The sequence below is a fragment of the Paraburkholderia sp. D1E genome (assembly GCF_052682275.1).
In genome coordinates, this window is sequence record NZ_JBQYMB010000001.1 from 2,682,707 (window position 1) to 2,699,486 (window position 16,780).

Genomic DNA, 16,780 nt, shown 5'->3' on the forward strand with positions numbered 1-16,780 from the left:
GTGTGCTGCACCAAAAAGCTGCCGACCAAGGAGACCGCATGATGCGGGCTGACCCAATTCAGCGTGCGATCGACGAAGACCTGGTGCGCGTGCTGTACGCGCAAGATCCGATCGCCTTCTTTTCGCACTGGTTTTCGATGGCGGTGCTGGTGGCGATCTACTGGCCGAACATCCCTTCGCCGCGGCTGTTCATCGCGTGTTTCGGGTTTTATGCGGTGGCCAATTGCGGCAGCCTCGCGCTGTGGATCTGCAATCGCCATTATCCGCACCTCGTGACGCCGCGCGGCTGGATCAACTTGCACGCGGTGCGGGGCGTGCTGCTTTACAGTGCACCGGGTATCGCGGTGTGGTTCGCGTTCCAGAGCCCGCAAACCGATTTGCCGCTGCTGCACACTGTGATGCTCGTTACGCTGGCGGCGGGCGTGTTCATGTCGAACGGCTTCGATCTGCTGAATTTTTCGACCGCAATTCCGTTTCTGCTGTTTCCGTCCATCGTGCTGCATTTCGGCTCGCATACGTTCGACCGCACGATTCTCGCGATCGTCCTGGCGTTTTTCTTCTGCGCGATCAATGTCTATGCGCTGAGCTATCGCAAGCTGTTCCAGCAGGTCGTGCAGGCGCGTGTCGATCAGCAATACCTCGCGGAGTCGCTGGCGGCGCAAAAGCGGGTCGCCGAAGAGGCCAGTCTCGCCAAAACACGTTTTTTTGCGGCCGCGAGCCACGATTTGCGCCAGCCGCTGCATGCGATCGGACTGCTGGCTGCTTCGCTCAACGACACGGCGGCGACGCTCGCGCAGCATGCGAAGACCGCCGAGCACATTGTTTATAACGTCGAGGCGTTGAACCAGCTGTTCAACCAGGTGCTCGATCTCGCCAGACTCGAAAGCGGCGTGACCCAGGTGATCCGTTTGCATTTCCGGCTTTCTGAACTGTTCGAGCGGGTCGGCAGCCAGTACCGGCCGCAAGCCGCGGCCAAGGGGCTGGCATTGCGGATCGCGCCGGCCTCGGTGGTCGTGCATGACGATCCGGTGCTGCTCGAACGCGTGTTGAGCAATCTGCTCTCGAACGCGGTGCGCTATACCGAGGAAGGCGCGATCTGGGTCGGCTATCGCCGGGCCGGGCGTCTTTCGGGCGGCTATATCGAGGTGCGCGATTCCGGTATCGGCATTCCAGCCGAAGAACATGAACGCATCTTCGAAGAGTTCTACCAGGTTGCCAATCCGCAGCGCGACGCGCGCCAGGGCCACGGTTTGGGCTTGCCCACGGTGAAGCGCCTCGTCGAAATGCTCGGCGGCGAGTTGCAGTTGCGCTCGGCGCCGGGCCGTGGCTCGGTGTTTCGCTTTCCCGTGCAGGCGGGCGACGCCGGCGGGATTGTCGCGAGCCTGAACGAGGCGGTGGTGGGCGGTCCGTCGGCGCAGGGGCGGCGCGTGCTGTGCATCGACGACGACCCGTCGATACTCGAAGGTCTCGCCAGTCTGCTGGGCCGCTGGGGTTGCACCGTGCGCGGCGCGCGCGACGAGGTCGACGCGCTCGTGGCGCTGGAAGACGGTTTCGTGCCCGACGCCGTGTTGTGCGACTACCAGTTGGCGAACCACCGAACTGGCGCGCAGGCGCTGACGGCCGTGCGCAATGTGCTCTCAAGGGCGGGGCACGAGGGCGTGGTGACGTTGCTGATTACGGGCGACATGGCGTCGGCGGAACTGGCCGCGCTGGCCCTGCAGGGGATTCCGGTGCTGCATAAGCCGGTCACGCCGGCGCGCTTGCGGCGTACGCTGGAAATGCTGTGGCAGCAGGCGGAGTTGGACAAGGTACGGAAGGCGGCTGCGCCCGAACTGCGCGCCAGCGAAAGCGTACGTGAACCAGGCGGCTGGGCGGCGAAGGGCGTGGCGGGGGACGTAGCGATGCGGCCGCCGGGTGAAGCGGGGATTTAGTCGCAGAATCAGTCAAGGAGCGAGTCGCACAACAGGCGGCGCGAGCCGCCCACTCCCACTGCCGGCTACAGGGTTTTCCCCGCCTCCAGCCAGCCGTTGATTACGGCGATCGCCGTGGACCGGTTATGCACGCCGAGCGCCCGGAAGATCACCGACAAATGCACCTTGACCGTACCTTCCGCGACGCCCAGCTCACGCGCGATCATTTTGTTGGTCCAGCCGCGATGTACCAGCCGCATGATGTCCTGCTGTCTTGGCGACAGGTTCTCCAGCAAATGTTGCTGATGCGGCTGCAGTGCCTGGATTTGCGTGATCGGTTCGGTGAGCGCGGCGCTGCCCTGAGTCGATGCATGGGCGGCTCCCTGAGCGGCAAGTTCGGTGGCCGCTTCTGTCCGCGCAGGTGCGGCCTGGGTCTCCCGTGAACCCAGCAGGCTGAGCGCTTCCATCGGCACATAGGCGCCGCCTGAGAGGACCAGTTCGATCGCCTTGAGCATGACGCTGGCGGGTTGCCGCTTGGGCACGAAGCCGAGCGCGCCGGCGGCCAGCACCGCGCGCATTTCGTCGGGCGATTCTTCGGCGGAGAGCACGACGACCGGCAACGCGGGGTTCGCCTTCAACAGCACCTCAAGCGACGACGCGCCGCTCATGCCCGGCATATGCAGGTCGACGATGGCGAGGTCGTGGTCGGCATCGGGCCGCGCGGCGGCGGCAAGCGTTTCCCAGGTGTCGGCTTCGTCGAATTGGGCGTCGGGGTCGAGGCCCCGTAACATCCCTTTGACGCCTTGCCGGATCAGTTCATGATCGTCGGCCACAAGAAACTTCATGATGTCTCCGCGAGTCGGGCCTGCGCGTAGTGGACTACCGCCGCTGCGCTTCTGGCGTTACTTCCCGTTTTACGTCTTTTCTCGAATCGCGTCATTGCCGGCTCCCCGCGATCATATGCTGATCGGTGGCGCGGCGCGCCTTCTGGTTTGCCGCGCCGCATAAGTGACTGTCTATTTGTATGATCGCCGGCTGGTTCGCCGCACCAGCATGATGTGTAAGGCAGGTCTCCCGCGCATAGGTTCCGGCTTGCTACGTAGACGAACCGCACGCCCCAATTTTGAAGCCGCTCACCCAGGAAGCCGAAGGTTATGCCCGTCGAGTGAAATCACGCTGAAATCACCCAGAAGCAGCATTCATCTGACTGCAAACAACGTCGCATTCATCAGGAGCTTGAACGCGAAACCGAGCGACACCGCCGAGCCTACGCCGAAACACCAGAGCGCGACGAACCACAACCAGCCTGGCAGTTTGCGCGCCGCAGTTTGAGACGCGCTGCGGTCGGCCTTGGCGTCCGCGTCCTTAGTGATAGTGATGTTGGTCGCCATGACGCACCTTGCCACGAAATACCCAATAACCCATCGTCGTATACGCGATGATGACCGGCAGAATCACCGCTGCGCCGACCAGCGTGAACATCTGGCTCGAGCGCGGCGCAGCGGCTTCCCAGAGCGTCATGCTCGACGGAATCGCATATGGCCACAGGCTCACCAGCAGCCCGGCATAACCGAGCAGCACCAGCAGGAGCGCCAGCACGAACGGGGTGTTGTGATGCCGCGCCCGCACCGCGCGATGCATGAAGAACGCACAGGTCGCCACGAGGAACGGCACCGGCAGCAGACGGTAGAACAGGTTGTCGTGGAACCAGCGTTGCGCGATATTCGGATCTTGCAACGGCGTCCACAGGCTGACCATTGCGATGAACCCGAGCAGCACGAGCGTCAGCGGCCACACCACGCGATGCAGGCGGCGTTGCAGATCGCCTTCGGTCTTCGCGACCAGCCAGCAGCAGCCGAGCAGCGCGTAAGTGATAATCAGACCGAGGCCCGTCAGCAGACTGAACGGTGTGAGCCAACTGAAGGCGTCGCCGGCATAGCCGCCGTCGATTACCGGAATGCCTTGCAGGAACGCGCCCAGCACGATGCCCTGAAAGAACGTCGCGCCCGCCGAGCCGCCGATGAATGCCAGATCCCACAGATGTTTCGTGCGTTTCGCCTTGGCGCGAATCTCGAACGACACGCCGCGGAAAATCAGGCACACGAGCATGAAGATCAGCGGCAGATACAGTGCGGAAAGCACGGTCGAGTAGACCACCGGAAACACCGCGAACAGCGCGGCGCCGCCGAGCACCAGCCAGGTTTCGTTGCCGTCCCACACGGGCGCGACGGTGTTCATCATCAGATCGCGTTCTTTCTCATCGGGGAAGAACGGGAAGACGATGCCGATGCCCAGATCGAAGCCGTCCAGCACTACGTACATGAATAGGCCCAGCGCAATGATCGCGGCCCACGCTACGGTTACGTCCATTTTATTTCTCGCAAGCAGGGAGTGAAGCAGGTGAGTTCAGGCGGCGTCGATCATCTGATCGGCGGCGGACAGTGGGCGGCGCGCGGTCTGATTTGGCGTGTATTCAGGCACCCCGTGCGGCGTTTGTCCCGGTAGCGCCGGACCCGCGCGCATCAGCTTGAGCATGTAGTAGATGCCGGTGCCGAACACGAGGAAGTAGACAACCACGAAGGCCATCAGCGAGATGCCGACCTGTTGCGTGGTCAGCGGCGATACCGCCTGCGAGGTGCGCATCACGCCATACACCACCCACGGCTGACGGCCTGCTTCAGTGGTAACCCAACCCGCCAGCAGTGTGATGAAGCCGGTCGGACCCATTGCCACGGCGACGCGCTGGAACCACTTCGATTCGAACAGTCGATCGCGGCGGCGGAGCACCCATGCGGCCAGAGACATCAGGATCATCAGCACGCCGAGCCCGGCCATGATGCGGAAGCTCCAGAACACCACCGTCGAGTTCGGCCGGTCTTGCGGCGGGAATTCCTTCAGGCCGCGAATTTCGCCGTCCCAGCTATGCGTGAGGATCAGGCTGCCGAGGTGCGGAATCGACACGGCATAACGCGTGGTCTCCGCTTGCATATCGGGAATGCCGAACAGATTCAGTGGCGTGCCGCCTTTCTCGGTTTCCCACAGACCTTCGATCGCAGCGATCTTGGCCGGCTGATACTTGCGCGTATTCAGCCCATGCTGATCGCCGACGAATGCCTGGATTGGCGTGAGGATCAGCAGCAGCCAGAGCGCCATCGAGAACATCTTCCTGACGGCTGGATCGCGCCGGCCGCGCAGCAGATGCCATGCGCCCACCGCCGACACCACCAGCCCCGCGACGATGAATGCCGCCAGCGCCATATGCGCGAGCCGGTACGGGAATGAGGGATTGAAAATGATCTTGAACCAGTCGAGCGGCACGACATGGCCGTCGACGACTTCAAAGCCTTGCGGCGTTTGCATCCAGCTATTGGACGCGAGAATCCAGAAGGTCGAGATCAGCGTGCCGATCGCCACCATCAGCGTCGCGCCGAAGTGGGCGCGCGGGCTCACGCGCTGCCAGCCGAACAGCATAATGCCGAGGAAGCCCGCTTCGAGAAAGAACGCGGTCATGACCTCGTACATCAGCAACGGACCGGTAATCGGACCGGCGAAACTGGAGAAGCCCGACCAGTTGGTGCCGAACTGATAGCTCATCACGACGCCGGAAACGACGCCCATACCGAAGGCGACTGCGAAGATCTTCGACCAGAACAGGCAAAGATCTTTGTAGTACGCCTTGCCGGTTTTCAGCCAGCGCCATTCGAGTACGGCGATGAAGCTGGCGAGGCCGATGCTGAGCGCCGGAAAAACAATGTGAAACGAGACGGTGAACGCAAATTGAATGCGGGCGAGATCGAATGCCGAAATTGCGGAGTTCATGAGCGTGAAGTGCTGTAGGTGCGTCATGCCCGGAGGCGGACTACGCGCGTCGACCGGTGTCGGCGCGCACTGCGCTGGGCAGATGGCGCAAGAGTAGGGGATGAGTGATTTTTTTGCTGCGATGCGACGTGCGTCAAAAAACCACGTTGTTTTGCGCGGTTTTTCGCTTTTGAGATGACAAAGCCTTGATAGGTATCAAGTTTTGCTTACTACGTGTCTGCGTGTGTTTCTCGTGATCACCGTGGAACTGCGGCAATAGACCGCGCTGCAGCAACGGTGCTCGGCACCCCGGCGGCCGATGCGTCGGCCTGGTGTTTCCCCGCAATCTGCTTGACTTAGATATTTCCTGAGCATAAAGTTTTATTCATGTGCAGGAATTAACGGCCGCGGCGCACCGTCGGCCAATCAGGAGACAAGCCTTGCTCAATCTCACGCCCGGTTCGCTCGCGGGACTTCGCATCATCGATCTGTCACGCGTGCTGGGTGGTCCGTATTGCACGCAAATCCTCGCCGACCACGGTGCGGAAGTCGTCAAGGTCGAGCCGCCTGACGGCGACGAAACCCGTACCTGGGGGCCGCCGTTCGACGGCGACACGGCGTCGTATTTCGTCGGCGTGAATCGCAACAAGCTCGGCATCGCGCTCGATCTGGCGCAGGAAAGCGAGCGGGACAAGCTGCTGCAACTGCTTGAGACAGCCGACGTGCTGGTCGAAAACTTCAAGATCGGCACACTGGAGCGCTGGGGACTCGGCTATGACGCGTTGCAGGCGCGTTTTCCTCGCCTCGTGCACTGCCGCGTCTCCGGCTTCGGCGCGGATGGTCCACTCGGCGCTTTGCCCGGCTACGACGCGGCGGTGCAGGCGCTGACCGGCTTGATGAGTGTGAACGGCGAGGCGGGCGGCGCGCCGTTGCGCATCGGCGTGCCGATCGTCGATCTGGTCACCGGGCTGAATGCGGCGCTCGGCATTCTGATGGCGCTGCGCGAACGCGAGACGAGCGGGCGTGGTCAGTTCGTCGAATCGACATTGTTCGACAGCGCGTTATCGATCCTGCATCCGCATACGCCGAACTGGTTCTACTCGGGCAAGGAGCCGCAACGCAGCGGCAACGCGCATCCGAACATCACGCCGTACGACATGTTCCATACGGGCAGCGTCGACATTTTTCTGGCGGTGGGCAACAACTCGCAATTCGCGGGACTGTGTGCCGTGATTGATGCACAGCCGCTCGTCGACGATCCGCGCTTTGCCAGCAACAAGGAGCGCAGCGCGCATCGCCGCGAATTGCGCGCTGAACTCGAGAAGCGCTTTGCGTCATGGGAAGGTGAACTGCTTGCCGATACGCTGATCCGGCGCGGCGTGCCATGCGCGCCGGTGCTTGGGCTGGGAGCGGCGTTGGAGCATCCGCATACGGCGCATCGTGGCATGCGGGTGGAGATGGGCACGTACAAGGGCATTGCGTCGCCGATCAAGCTGAGCCGCACGCCGGCCAGTTACCGTAGCACGCCCCCGGCGCTCAATGAGCATGCGGAGCAGGTCTTCGGCAAGCCGCCGGCGGACAGCTGAAGTTTTCGCTTCGCCTCGATAAACCCCGTCGATACAACAACGAGCGGCCGCGTGCCGCCAAGGAGACAGCATGTGCATTAGCCGCGCAGGACGACGCTCGCCGTCGGGTTTCACGTCCCGTTTCATATCGATCGTTGAATGGCCGTCCAGCATGCAAGGAGCCACACCATGCTCGCGCTGATCGGCACGGTCGCCATCGTCGCGCTGTTCGGGCTGATCATCACGAAGCGCCTTTCGCCGCTGGTCGCGCTGATCATCGTGCCGATCGTGGCGGCGCTCATCGCCGGTTTTGGGCTTTCGACGGGCAAGTACATCGTGCACGGCGTGCAGAACATCGGGCCGGTAGCCGGCATGTTCGTGTTCGCCATTCTGTTCTTCGGCATCCTGACGGATGCGGGCATGCTCGATCCGATCATCAACGGCGTCTTGCGTGTGGTCGGCTGCCATCCGACGCGCATTGTGATGGGTTCGGCTTTGCTCGCATTATTGATTCACCTGGATGGCTCCGGCGCGGTGACGTTCCTTGTTACCTTGCCAGCGATGCTGCCGCTCTATACGCGACTCGGTATCGACAAGCGGATTCTCGCGTGCGTGGCGTCGATGGCGGCGGGTGTCAATTTTCTGCCCTGGGTGGGGCCGATGCTGCGGGCCTCGGCGGCCTTGCATATTCCGGGCACAGTGATTTTCTATCCGATGATTCCGGTGCAGATCGTCGGTCTGATTTTCGTGTTCGGCACCGCGTATATGCTCGGCAAACGTGAAGAAAAGCGCCTCGGCCTCGACCGCGCGAATGCAGCAACGGTTGCGGCGGCGACGCGTGAACTTACACCCGAAGAGCAGGCGCTGCGCCGCCCCGGCCGCTTCTGGATCAACCTCGCGTTGACGCTGATCGTGCTGGTCACGTTGGTGTCGGGCATCGTCGATCCGATGGTGATGTTTATGCTCGGCACGGTTGCCGCGTTGATCATCAATTATCCCGACGTCAAGCAGCAGCGCGAGCGCATCGACGCGCACGCCAAAGCCGCGCTGATGATGGCGAGCGTCCTGCTCGCAGCGGGCGCGTTCACCGGCATCATGTCCGGCACCGGCATGCTCACGGCAATGGCGCAAGTGGTGGTGCAGCACGTGCCGGTCGACCATGCACGCCATATGCCGTTCGTGCTCGGGCTCGTCTCGATGCCTTTGAGTCTGCTGTTCGATCCCGATTCGTTTTACTTTGGCATCCTGCCGGTTCTGGCCGAGAGCGGGAAGATTCTCGGTGTGCCGCCAGTGCAGATGGCGCAGGCCGCCTTGCTCGGTCAGATGACGACCGGTTTTCCAGTCAGTCCGTTGACGCCCGCGACGTTTCTGATCGTCGGCCTGACCGGCGTCGAACTTGCCGAGCACCAGAAATTCACGATTCCCTTTCTGTTCGCCGCCACCATCATCATGGTGTTGACCGCGGTGCTGGTCGGCGTGTTTCCGCTTTGAGTGCGTTCCGGGAGTGTTTGACGATGCGCACGTACTAAACAGTAACAACCCAGGACGTTGACATGAATTTCGATCTCACCGAAGACCAGCAATCGATCCAGGCCGCGATCGAAAAGCTCTGCGAAAAGTACGACGACGAGTACTGGCTTGCACGCGACCGTGACGGCGGTTTTCCGCACGACTTCCATCGCACGCTGGCCGATGCCGGCTGGCTTGGTATCGCGATGTCGCCGGAATACGGCGGCTCGGGTCTCGGCATGACCGAAGCTGCGCTCATGATGCGCACGATTAGCGGCTCGGGCGCCGGCCTGTCGGGGGCCTCGGCCGTGCATATGAATATCTTCGGGCTGAACCCGGTGCAAGTGTTCGGTAGCGAGGAGCAGAAGCGCCGCTTTTTGCCGCCCTTGATCGAGGGCCGCGACAAAGCCTGCTTCGCGGTAACCGAGCCGGACGCCGGCCTCGATACCACGCATCTGAAAACCCAGGCCGTGCGCGACGGCGACCACTACGTGCTGACCGGCCGCAAGATCTGGATCTCCACGGCCCAGGTCGCGAGCAAGATGCTGATCATCGCGCGTACCACACCACTTGAGCAGGCCGCCAAGCCGACCGACGGTCTCACACTGTTCTATACCGACCTCGACCGTGAGCACGTGGAAGTACGCGAGATCGAGAAGATGGGCCGCAAGGCGGTCGATTCGAACATGCTGTTCATCGACAATCTGCGTGTGCCGGTCGGGGACCGCATCGGCGACGAAGGCGCGGGTTTTCGCTATCTGCTGCATGGCCTGAACCCCGAGCGGATCCTGATTGCCGCCGAAGCCATCGGTCTCGGCCAGGTAGCCTTGAAGCGCGCAACGCAGTACGCGAAGGAGCGCGTGGTGTTCGGCCGCCCGATCGGCCAGAACCAGGCGATTCAGCATCCGCTCGCCCAGGCCTGGATGCAGCTCGAAGCGGCCAACCTGATGGTGTTCAAAGCCGCCGCGCTCTACGATGCGGGCCAGCCCTGCGGCGCGGAAGCCAACGCGGCCAAGTACCTCGCCGCGGAAGCTGCGTTCCAGTCGTGCCAGACAGCGATCGCCACGCTCGGCGGAATGGGCTATGCGAAGGAATATCACGTCGAACGTTATCTGCGGGAGTGTATGATTCCGAGGCTCGCGCCCGTGAGCCCGCAGATGATCATGTGTTTCATCGCGGAGAAAGTGCTGGGCCTGCCGAAGTCGTACTGAGCGTTTTACCCCACCGCCATGGATGTCAAACTCGTTGCCCGCACGTTAGACCTGTTCGAATTGTTCGCTGCCGAGCAACGGCCGCTGCCGCTCACTGAACTCGCGCGTTTGCTGAACGTACCTGTGTCGAGCTGCCTCGCGCTTGCCCGCACGCTGGTGAGCCGCGGCTATCTGTACGAGGTCAGAAAACGCGGCGGCTACTATCCGACACGTCGCTTGCAGATGCTCGCCAGCGCCATCAACGCGGTCGACCCGATTGTGGAGATGGTGCATCCGCGGCTCGTCGAACTGCGCGACGCAAGTGGTGAGACGGCGGTGCTCGGCAAGATTCACGGCACGGCCGTGGTGTATCTCGATGTGGTTGAATCGACCAAGGCGATTCGCTACACGCGAGCGCCCGGCGAGTTGCGGCCCTTGCATGCCAATTCGATCGGCAAGGCGATTTTTGGTGAACTCGATGCCGCCGCGCAGCAATCACTCGGCGTGCAACTCTCGTTCGAACACTTTACGGCTGCGACCGTTGCCGACCTGCCAGCGCTCGTCGTGCAAGCGGCGGCTGCGAAGGCCAAGGGCTGGTGTGCCAATCTTGGCGAGAGCGCGCCGGAGTTGTCGGCGGTCGCGGTGGCTGTGTCGATTGGCGGGGACCTGTACGGTCTTTCGGTAGTAGGACCGACCGAGCGCATACAGAAAGATCAGAAAACCCATGCGGTCGAATTGATGCGCGTGAAGCAGGCGATCGAAGCGCAGGAGCAGCAGGAGCCGCAGGAATAAGCGACGCGTGGGGCGTTAACTCTCGATTGGCAACTCCGTGAAGACACACTCGCGAAGACTTAATTCCGCAACGAAGCGGCCCCGTGAGCGGCCGCTTCGCGAAGGCCCAACGCGAGCGGCATGCTGGCTACGCGATCGAAATAAACAGTTGCTTGCCGCACGCGGCCGCGTATCGACGCAACGTGTCGATAGAAGGCGAGTGCTGCCCTGAAGCAAGCGCCCGTTCAAGCCGGGTGATGGCCGGCGCTTTCGTGCCCATGCGCTCGGCGACTTGCGCCTGAGTCAAACCGGCTTCGCGGCGCGCGGCGAGCATCTGATCGAGCAGCGCGAATTCTTCGCGATTCAACCGCTCGTATTCGGCACGTACTTCCGGGTCGGCGAGCGCCCGTTCGCGCATTGCCTTATAAGTTGCCATTTCTGATCTCCAGCAATCTTTTGCGCGCCACGTCCAATTCGTTACGCGGCGTTTGTTGCGACTTCTTCACGAAGCAGTGAAGCATGACGATTTTCTGTTCCACGATCGCGCAGTAGAACACTCTGGCGATACCCTCGGCGCCTTTCAGGCGCATCTCGAACAAGCCGCCACCCATTGAGGCAGTGTGGGGCTCGCCGAGATTCGGGCCGTATTCCTCCATGCGATCGGCCAGCGCGATGAAGCGCGCGAGCAGCGTTTTCGGCAAGGAGGCAACGTTCACTTTGACCTTTTCGTTGTAGAAACCGATCGTAAATGCCATTGGAATTCATGGTAACAAATATGTTATTAACGCGCAAGCAAACGACCTTGCCAGTTGTTGCTGTAAATCAGCAAAAACCGGCGGCGTTGCCCGGCAGGGAATCGAACGATCGGAAGAGGGCGAAGGCAGGACCGCGATGAGTGGTTACGACGGCGTTGGCGCAACGAGCTGTTCGGCTGGGTTGAGTCGTGCGGGACGCGATATGGGGCGCGGCGCGGTGGCTGTCTCCTTTGACATTGGCTGGTTGAATGGGAGTAACGAACCAAGGTCCATTCGTCATCAACCGACAATAACTCCGTTCGCGCCGACTTTCTATTAGCCGGTCGGCTAGTCAATGGGCTGGTTTGCTTCTACCATGCAAGCAGCTAACCGGAGACTCAACCGGCGTGGCCGCATGCCCGAAGCGGATGAGCGTCGCGTCGCCATTTGCTGCTTCATTCAGGATAGTCATTTCGAATACCGCGTGAACCATTGCGGTTCTCCGTGAGTCCGTCACAAAAGCGTGTTGCAGGCCGTGTCATGCTTTGAACAAGCGCCGTGCCGTGCATCGGCCGGTCGTTTTTCTTCCCCTGTTGCAATTGCCTATGCTTTGAATTCGCTGTTAGCGGGTTTCGTCGGGCGGCGCGGCGTGTGCCGCTCCCATGGTTTGAGAGAGCACGCTTCATCCACCTGTCGGCGACGACAGACTTCATCCAAGGAGTCAGCAGATGAGCACGATCACCACGAAAGACGGTACGGAAATCTTCTACAAGGACTGGGGCAAAGGCCGCCCGGTGGTCTTCTCGCATGGCTGGCCGTTGTCCGCGGACGCCTGGGACGCGCAGATGCTGTTCCTCGGCAGTAAAGGCTTTCGCGTGATCGCGCACGACCGGCGCAGCCATGGCCGTTCGGCGCAGACCTGGGATGGCAACGACATGGATACCTATGCCGACGATCTCGCCACGCTGATCGAGCACCTCGACCTGCAGGACGCCACACTGGTCGGCCATTCGACCGGCGGCGGCGAAGTCGCGCACTACATCGGCCGTCACGGGACGAAGCGCGTGGCGAAGGCAGTGCTGATCGGTGCGGTGCCGCCGCTGATGCTCAAGACTGAAGGCAACCCGGAAGGCACGCCGATCGGTGTGTTCGACGGCATCCGCAAGGGCGTGGTCGACGATCGTTCGCAGTTTTTCAAGGATCTGGCGCTGCCGTTCTACGGCTACAACCGTCCGAACGCGAAAGTGTCGCAAGGCGTGATCGATTCATTCTGGGCACAAGGCATGGTCGGCTCGATCAAGGGGCTGTACGACTGCATCAAGCAGTTCTCCGAAGTCGACTACACGGAAGATCTGAAGAAGATCGACGTGCCCACTCTGGTGCTGCATGGCGACGACGACCAGATCGTGCCGATCGACGCGGCAGGGCGCAAGACAGCGAAGATTGTGAAGAACGCCACGCTCAAGGTCTACCCGGGCGGCCAGCACGGTATGTGCACCGTCGAGGCAGACAAGGTGAACGCCGATCTGCTGGAATTTATCAGCTCATAGTGCGCTGACGTAGCGAGTGCGGCGGCGCGCGGCGATTGCTCTGCGCCCGCCGCACCTTGTAACTGCGTATGGCTGCGCTGCTCAGGCAGTTGGCCAGCCGATACGTGCCGCGCGACGCAACGCCGAGCGAGCGACCAACCGATGGAATGGCGCGATGACGAGGATATAGAACCGCCCGAGTCCATTGTGGCAGTGCACGACGGTCGAGAGGATCAAATAGCGTGCGCTGCCTTCACGCGTATCGCGCGTTTGCTGTAACACCGAAACCCTGAAGTCGAGATGGCTGTCGTTCTCGCCGAGGATGATCTCGCGCGCGCTGCGCGTGTAGATTCTGAAGACGTCGACCCGCTCCCTGGCGTCGTGGGAGCCTGCCGCGCGCAACTGCTTTGACGTCTTGATGCCGAAGCGGGCGACCAGCGCGTCGCGCAATCCCATCAGTTTCGCGACCCATTCCGCCTGGTGTGCGAACACAAAACGCGCGAGCAGTTCCGGGTCGTCGATTGCATTGTCCGGCAAACGGACCGCGTATGCGTCCGCGAGGTCCGGGGCATCGTACAGGCGGGCCACGCCTGACTCGGGCGGCAAAGCGACGGAAAGCACGGAAAGGTGGGCGTTTGGCATGAGGAGGTGCTGCGTTAAAAATGGATCGGGCAGGGAAGGGGTGACTTCGCTGCGGTCGCGTCGCAGTTCCAATCGCGCACGTGCATCAAGTCTACGCGTGCTTGAGTGAGGCGGGATCGCTCTCGGTCCGTTATGTATTGGGACAAGCACGGCATCGAGAGTATTTGTGTGCGCATCGGCAGTTGCCTCGAACGGCCAACCGAGCCCAGGCACTTGAGCACCTGGTTCGGTCATCGCGACCTGCTGCATTTCCTCGACCGCTGTATCGACGCGGAGGACGTAGGGTTCATCACCGTGTGGGGTATGTCGGCCAATAAACGTAGCTGGTGGGACAACAGCGGCGCCGAAGGCCTCGGTTACCGGCCGACCCAGGACGCCGAGGCTTACGCCACGGAAGTGCTGGCGCAGCCGAATCCGCTCGATGCATTGGGCCAGCGCTACCAGGGTGGCAGCTTTGTCGGCATCGACTACTCGCGCGACGACACCGCGAGCCGGCCGCTCTGACTGCTTAAAGAATACGAGGAGACGTAGTCATGAAAATCAAGGGCATCCGCTGGTGGATGGTCAGTCTGGTCGCGGCCGGACTCATCGTCAATTACCTCGCGTGCAATACGTTGTCGGTGGCGGCGCCGACGTTGATGAAGGACCTCAATATCACGACCGAGCAGTATTCGCATATCGTGGTGGCGTGGCAACTTTGCTATGCGTTCATGCAACCGGTCGCGGGCTACGTGCTCGATACCGTCGGCACCAAGATTGGCTTTGCAGTGTTCGCGCTTGCCTGGTCTCTGGCCTGCGCCGCGGCCGCATGGTCGACAGGTTGGCGCAGTCTGGCGTTCTTTCGCGGCGTGCTCGGTATCGCCGAAGCGGCGGGCATCCCGGCCACCGGACCCTGCGCGACGATCGCCTGGAAGCACGAGCCCGACGTCGCGGTAAAACCCGAAGTCAGCGCGTAGCTCACCGCGCCCGACGTGTTGGTTGCGTTCACGTTTGTGACGTTGACATTGTTGATCGTCGCCAGATCATAAGTCATCCATAATATTTGCAGCAAAGTACCAGGGATGAGCACAAAACCGTTGTCGTTGAGACTGGCTCGCTCGGGCCGCGAACGTGCAAATGCGCCGCGCCAGCTTCTCTATCTGTAATAGAGCAGGTGGAACGGCGTCTGAGGTAGGGTCTGTGGGTTTAGCTGGCCGGCTGGCCGATTTCGTGATTGGCGAGTATTTCGAGCGCACGCACCATGGCGGAGTGATCCCATGCCTTGCCGCCATGTGCCACGCAGGCGTTGAAGAGTTGCTGGCAGGTGGCCGTATTGGGCAAGGACACGCCAAGTGCCTGGGCTGTCGAGAGCGCGAGATTCAGATCCTTCTGGTGAAGCTCGATGCGAAAGCCCGGATCGAAGGTGCGCTTCGTCATCCGTTCACCGTGCACTTCGAGAATGCGCGAGGACGCAAAGCCGCCCATCAATGCTTCGCGCACGCGCGCCGGATCGACGCCTGCCTTGGAGGCGAGCAGCAACGCTTCGCCGACGGCCTCGATCGTCGCGGCCACGATCACCTGATTGGCAACCTTGCACACCTGACCCGCGCCGACCGCGCCGATCAGCGTGACGTTCTTGCCCATCATGTCGAACAGCGGCTTGACGCTTTCGAAGGTTGCCGTTTCGCCGCCCACCATGATGGTCAGCGAACCGGCCTTGGCGCCGACCTCGCCGCCAGAAACCGGCGCATCGAGATAGTCCGCGCCGCGTTCACGCACGCGGGCCGCGAACTCGCGCGTGGCCATCGGCGAAATCGAACTCATGTCGACCACGGTTTGTCCCGGACGCAAGGCCTCGGCGAGACCTCGTTCGCCAAACAGCACGCGTTCGACGTCCGGCGTATCCGGCACCATGACGAAGATCACGTCGGCATGCGCGGCCACGGCGGCCGGGCTGTCACACGCGACGGCGCCGGCCTGGGTGAGATCGTCGGGCACGCCGCTGCGCGTAAACGCGGCAAGGGCTACACCATTCTTAAGGAGGTTGGTGGCCATGGGCTTGCCCATGATGCCGAGTCCAATAAAGCCAGCTTTTTGCATGGAATTCTCCGGAGATGTCATGGCGGCCGTCTCTACTTCGAGTCCGCTTATTTCTGCATGAAGTGTTTTTGAACCGTCTGTGCAGCGGCTTTCAGCAGCCCCATATCAGCACAGACCGCGACGACGCGACAGCCCATCGAAATATAGCGCTCTGCGTCGGCCTGCACGGGGGCGAGAATGCCGCTCGGCTTGCCGGCGGCCTGTGCGCGCTCGAAAACGCGCGCAATTGCCTGTTGCACGTCGGGATGGTTCGGGTTGCCGATATGGCCGTAGGCGGCCGCGAGATCGGACGGTCCGACGAACACGGCGTCGACACCGTCCACAGCAAGAATCTCGTCAATATTGTCGACGGCCTTGCGGCTTTCGATCTGAACGATGACGCAGACGTTGTCGTTGGCGATGTCGAAGTAGTCGGCGACAGTTGCATAGCGATTGCCCCGGTGGCTCACCGACACGCCACGGATGCCCTGCGGCGGGTAACGCGTCGCGGCGACGGCGTGGGCCGCGTCTTCGGCGCTCTCGACGAACGGCACGAGAAAATTCGAGAAGCCGCTATCGAGGAGCCGTTTGATGAATACGCTGTCGTTGGCCGGCGGGCGCACCACAGGCGCGCTCGGGCTGTCCTTGAGCGCCATCAACTGGGGGATTAGCGTCAGAACGTCGTTCGGTGCGTGTTCGGCATCCAGCAGCATCCAGTCGAAGCCGACGATGCCGAGCAGTTCGGTAACAATCGGGCTGGCGAGCGAAGCCCAGCAGCCGATCAGGGTTTCGCCGCCGCACACGGCGCGGCGAAAGCTATTAGGCAAGGGCTGGTAAGGCGTGACGGCTGTCATGGGATGTCTCCTCGAACGGCAATTTACCGGGTAAGCTCCGACGTCTGCTGGATCCTATGTTATAGGTCGTCGTATGTCTTGGTGCAGATTAGCATTAGGTCGCCCGCCTGTAACGGTCACGTAAACCCGAATTCCTCACGGGGTAGGGGTTTCAGGTTGCGCGCAGGCTCATCTATGTTGTAGGATGACCTATATCTAAGATGTCCATCCAAGGAAAGTG

15 protein-coding genes and 2 pseudogenes are annotated in these 16,780 nt (G+C 61.8%); 8 read left to right on the top strand and 9 right to left on the bottom strand.

Going from position 1 to position 16,780, the window contains the following annotated elements:
* Positions 1-41 precede the first annotated feature (41 nt).
* Complete coding sequence (locus ACUN0E_RS12160) at positions 42-1,931, top strand: ATP-binding response regulator (protein WP_445570425.1); 1,890 nt, start codon at positions 42-44, stop codon at positions 1,929-1,931.
* Between the two features lie 65 nt (positions 1,932-1,996).
* On the opposite strand, the gene ACUN0E_RS12165 is transcribed toward ACUN0E_RS12160, so the two are convergent.
* The 4 genes from ACUN0E_RS12165 to ACUN0E_RS12180 form a co-directional block, all read right to left on the bottom strand.
* A complete protein-coding gene (locus ACUN0E_RS12165; RefSeq protein ID WP_445566725.1) occupies positions 1,997-2,755 on the bottom strand; it encodes a response regulator in 759 nt (252 codons plus the stop codon).
* 354 nt (positions 2,756-3,109) lie between these two features.
* Positions 3,110-3,301 carry a hypothetical protein gene (locus ACUN0E_RS12170; protein ID WP_408510670.1) on the bottom strand — a complete coding sequence of 64 codons (192 nt, stop codon included), beginning with the start codon at positions 3,299-3,301 and terminating at the stop codon, positions 3,110-3,112.
* Positions 3,276-4,280: a cytochrome d ubiquinol oxidase subunit II gene (gene cydB / locus ACUN0E_RS12175; protein ID WP_445566726.1), complete on the bottom strand. Its 1,005-nt coding sequence runs from the start codon at positions 4,278-4,280 to the stop codon at positions 3,276-3,278. The genes ACUN0E_RS12170 and cydB overlap by 26 nt, the downstream gene beginning before the upstream one ends.
* Before the next feature lie 36 nt (positions 4,281-4,316).
* Complete coding sequence (locus tag ACUN0E_RS12180) at positions 4,317-5,729, bottom strand: cytochrome ubiquinol oxidase subunit I (protein ID WP_445566727.1); 1,413 nt, start codon at positions 5,727-5,729, stop codon at positions 4,317-4,319.
* A gap of 419 nt (positions 5,730-6,148) precedes the next feature.
* Here ACUN0E_RS12180 and ACUN0E_RS12185 point away from each other — a divergent pair, with 419 nt between their 5' ends.
* From ACUN0E_RS12185 to ACUN0E_RS12200, 4 genes are all read left to right on the top strand, one after another.
* Complete coding sequence (locus ACUN0E_RS12185; protein ID WP_445566728.1) at positions 6,149-7,294, top strand: CaiB/BaiF CoA transferase family protein; 1,146 nt, start codon at positions 6,149-6,151, stop codon at positions 7,292-7,294.
* A gap of 168 nt (positions 7,295-7,462) precedes the next feature.
* Positions 7,463-8,764: a CitMHS family transporter gene (locus ACUN0E_RS12190; protein ID WP_445566729.1), complete on the top strand. Its 1,302-nt coding sequence runs from the start codon at positions 7,463-7,465 to the stop codon at positions 8,762-8,764.
* A 62-nt stretch (positions 8,765-8,826) separates the two neighbouring features.
* The gene (locus ACUN0E_RS12195; RefSeq protein WP_408339671.1) at positions 8,827-9,993 is read left to right on the top strand and encodes an acyl-CoA dehydrogenase family protein; all 1,167 of its coding nucleotides are present in this window, start codon (positions 8,827-8,829) and stop codon (positions 9,991-9,993) included.
* 18 nt (positions 9,994-10,011) lie between these two features.
* Positions 10,012-10,764 (top strand): IclR family transcriptional regulator, encoded by a 753-nt coding sequence (locus ACUN0E_RS12200; RefSeq protein ID WP_445566730.1) that lies wholly within the window; start codon positions 10,012-10,014, stop codon positions 10,762-10,764.
* A 127-nt stretch (positions 10,765-10,891) separates the two neighbouring features.
* Here the strand turns inward: ACUN0E_RS12200 and ACUN0E_RS12205 are convergent, their stop codons facing one another.
* A complete protein-coding gene (locus tag ACUN0E_RS12205) occupies positions 10,892-11,179 on the bottom strand; it encodes a helix-turn-helix domain-containing protein (RefSeq protein ID WP_063498788.1) in 288 nt (95 codons plus the stop codon).
* Entirely contained in the window at positions 11,166-11,498 is a 333-nt protein-coding gene (locus tag ACUN0E_RS12210) for a type II toxin-antitoxin system RelE/ParE family toxin (RefSeq protein WP_408230090.1), read from the bottom strand. Before ACUN0E_RS12210 ends, ACUN0E_RS12205 begins: the two co-directional genes overlap by 14 nt.
* A gap of 707 nt (positions 11,499-12,205) precedes the next feature.
* Between ACUN0E_RS12210 and ACUN0E_RS12215 the strand changes: the two genes are divergently transcribed.
* The gene (locus ACUN0E_RS12215) at positions 12,206-13,027 is read left to right on the top strand and encodes an alpha/beta fold hydrolase (protein WP_445566731.1); all 822 of its coding nucleotides are present in this window, start codon (positions 12,206-12,208) and stop codon (positions 13,025-13,027) included.
* Between the two features lie 81 nt (positions 13,028-13,108).
* Here ACUN0E_RS12215 and ACUN0E_RS12220 read toward each other — a convergent pair whose 3' ends face one another.
* On the bottom strand, positions 13,109-13,648 hold the full coding sequence (locus ACUN0E_RS12220; protein WP_445566732.1) for a DUF2867 domain-containing protein: 540 nt from the start codon (positions 13,646-13,648) through the stop codon (positions 13,109-13,111).
* 132 nt (positions 13,649-13,780) lie between these two features.
* Between ACUN0E_RS12220 and ACUN0E_RS12225 the strand changes: the two are divergent.
* Together ACUN0E_RS12225 and ACUN0E_RS12230 are read left to right on the top strand one after the other, a co-directional pair.
* Positions 13,781-14,152, top strand: a pseudogene (locus ACUN0E_RS12225) (NAD-dependent epimerase/dehydratase family protein); the annotation flags it as partial.
* A gap of 29 nt (positions 14,153-14,181) precedes the next feature.
* Positions 14,182-14,559 (top strand): annotated as a pseudogene (locus ACUN0E_RS12230) (MFS transporter); the annotation flags it as partial.
* A gap of 274 nt (positions 14,560-14,833) precedes the next feature.
* Here ACUN0E_RS12230 and ACUN0E_RS12235 read toward each other — a convergent pair.
* Complete coding sequence (locus ACUN0E_RS12235) at positions 14,834-15,748, bottom strand: 2-hydroxy-3-oxopropionate reductase (protein ID WP_445566733.1); 915 nt, start codon at positions 15,746-15,748, stop codon at positions 14,834-14,836.
* A 26-nt stretch (positions 15,749-15,774) separates the two neighbouring features.
* Positions 15,775-16,560, bottom strand: coding sequence for a 2-dehydro-3-deoxyglucarate aldolase (gene garL / locus ACUN0E_RS12240; protein ID WP_408230102.1), 786 nt, complete (start codon positions 16,558-16,560; stop codon positions 15,775-15,777).
* Positions 16,561-16,780 lie beyond the last annotated feature (220 nt).

Bases quoted from the DNA above. Each gene is read 5' to 3' on its own strand.
- ACUN0E_RS12160 (WP_445570425.1), top strand. From the start codon at position 42: ATGCGGGCTGACCCAATTCAGCGTGCGATCGACGAAGACCTGGTGCGC.
- ACUN0E_RS12165 (WP_445566725.1), bottom strand. From the start codon at position 2,755: ATGAAGTTTCTTGTGGCCGACGATCATGAACTGATCCGGCAAGGCGTC.
- ACUN0E_RS12170 (WP_408510670.1), bottom strand. From the start codon at position 3,301: ATGGCGACCAACATCACTATCACTAAGGACGCGGACGCCAAGGCCGAC.
- cydB (WP_445566726.1), bottom strand. From the start codon at position 4,280: ATGGACGTAACCGTAGCGTGGGCCGCGATCATTGCGCTGGGCCTATTC.
- ACUN0E_RS12180 (WP_445566727.1), bottom strand. From the start codon at position 5,729: ATGAACTCCGCAATTTCGGCATTCGATCTCGCCCGCATTCAATTTGCG.
- ACUN0E_RS12190 (WP_445566729.1), top strand. From the start codon at position 7,463: ATGCTCGCGCTGATCGGCACGGTCGCCATCGTCGCGCTGTTCGGGCTG.
- ACUN0E_RS12195 (WP_408339671.1), top strand. From the start codon at position 8,827: ATGAATTTCGATCTCACCGAAGACCAGCAATCGATCCAGGCCGCGATC.
- ACUN0E_RS12200 (WP_445566730.1), top strand. From the start codon at position 10,012: ATGGATGTCAAACTCGTTGCCCGCACGTTAGACCTGTTCGAATTGTTC.
- ACUN0E_RS12205 (WP_063498788.1), bottom strand. From the start codon at position 11,179: ATGGCAACTTATAAGGCAATGCGCGAACGGGCGCTCGCCGACCCGGAA.
- ACUN0E_RS12210 (WP_408230090.1), bottom strand. From the start codon at position 11,498: ATGGCATTTACGATCGGTTTCTACAACGAAAAGGTCAAAGTGAACGTT.
- ACUN0E_RS12215 (WP_445566731.1), top strand. From the start codon at position 12,206: ATGAGCACGATCACCACGAAAGACGGTACGGAAATCTTCTACAAGGAC.
- ACUN0E_RS12220 (WP_445566732.1), bottom strand. From the start codon at position 13,648: ATGCCAAACGCCCACCTTTCCGTGCTTTCCGTCGCTTTGCCGCCCGAG.
- ACUN0E_RS12235 (WP_445566733.1), bottom strand. From the start codon at position 15,748: ATGACATCTCCGGAGAATTCCATGCAAAAAGCTGGCTTTATTGGACTC.
- garL (WP_408230102.1), bottom strand. From the start codon at position 16,560: ATGACAGCCGTCACGCCTTACCAGCCCTTGCCTAATAGCTTTCGCCGC.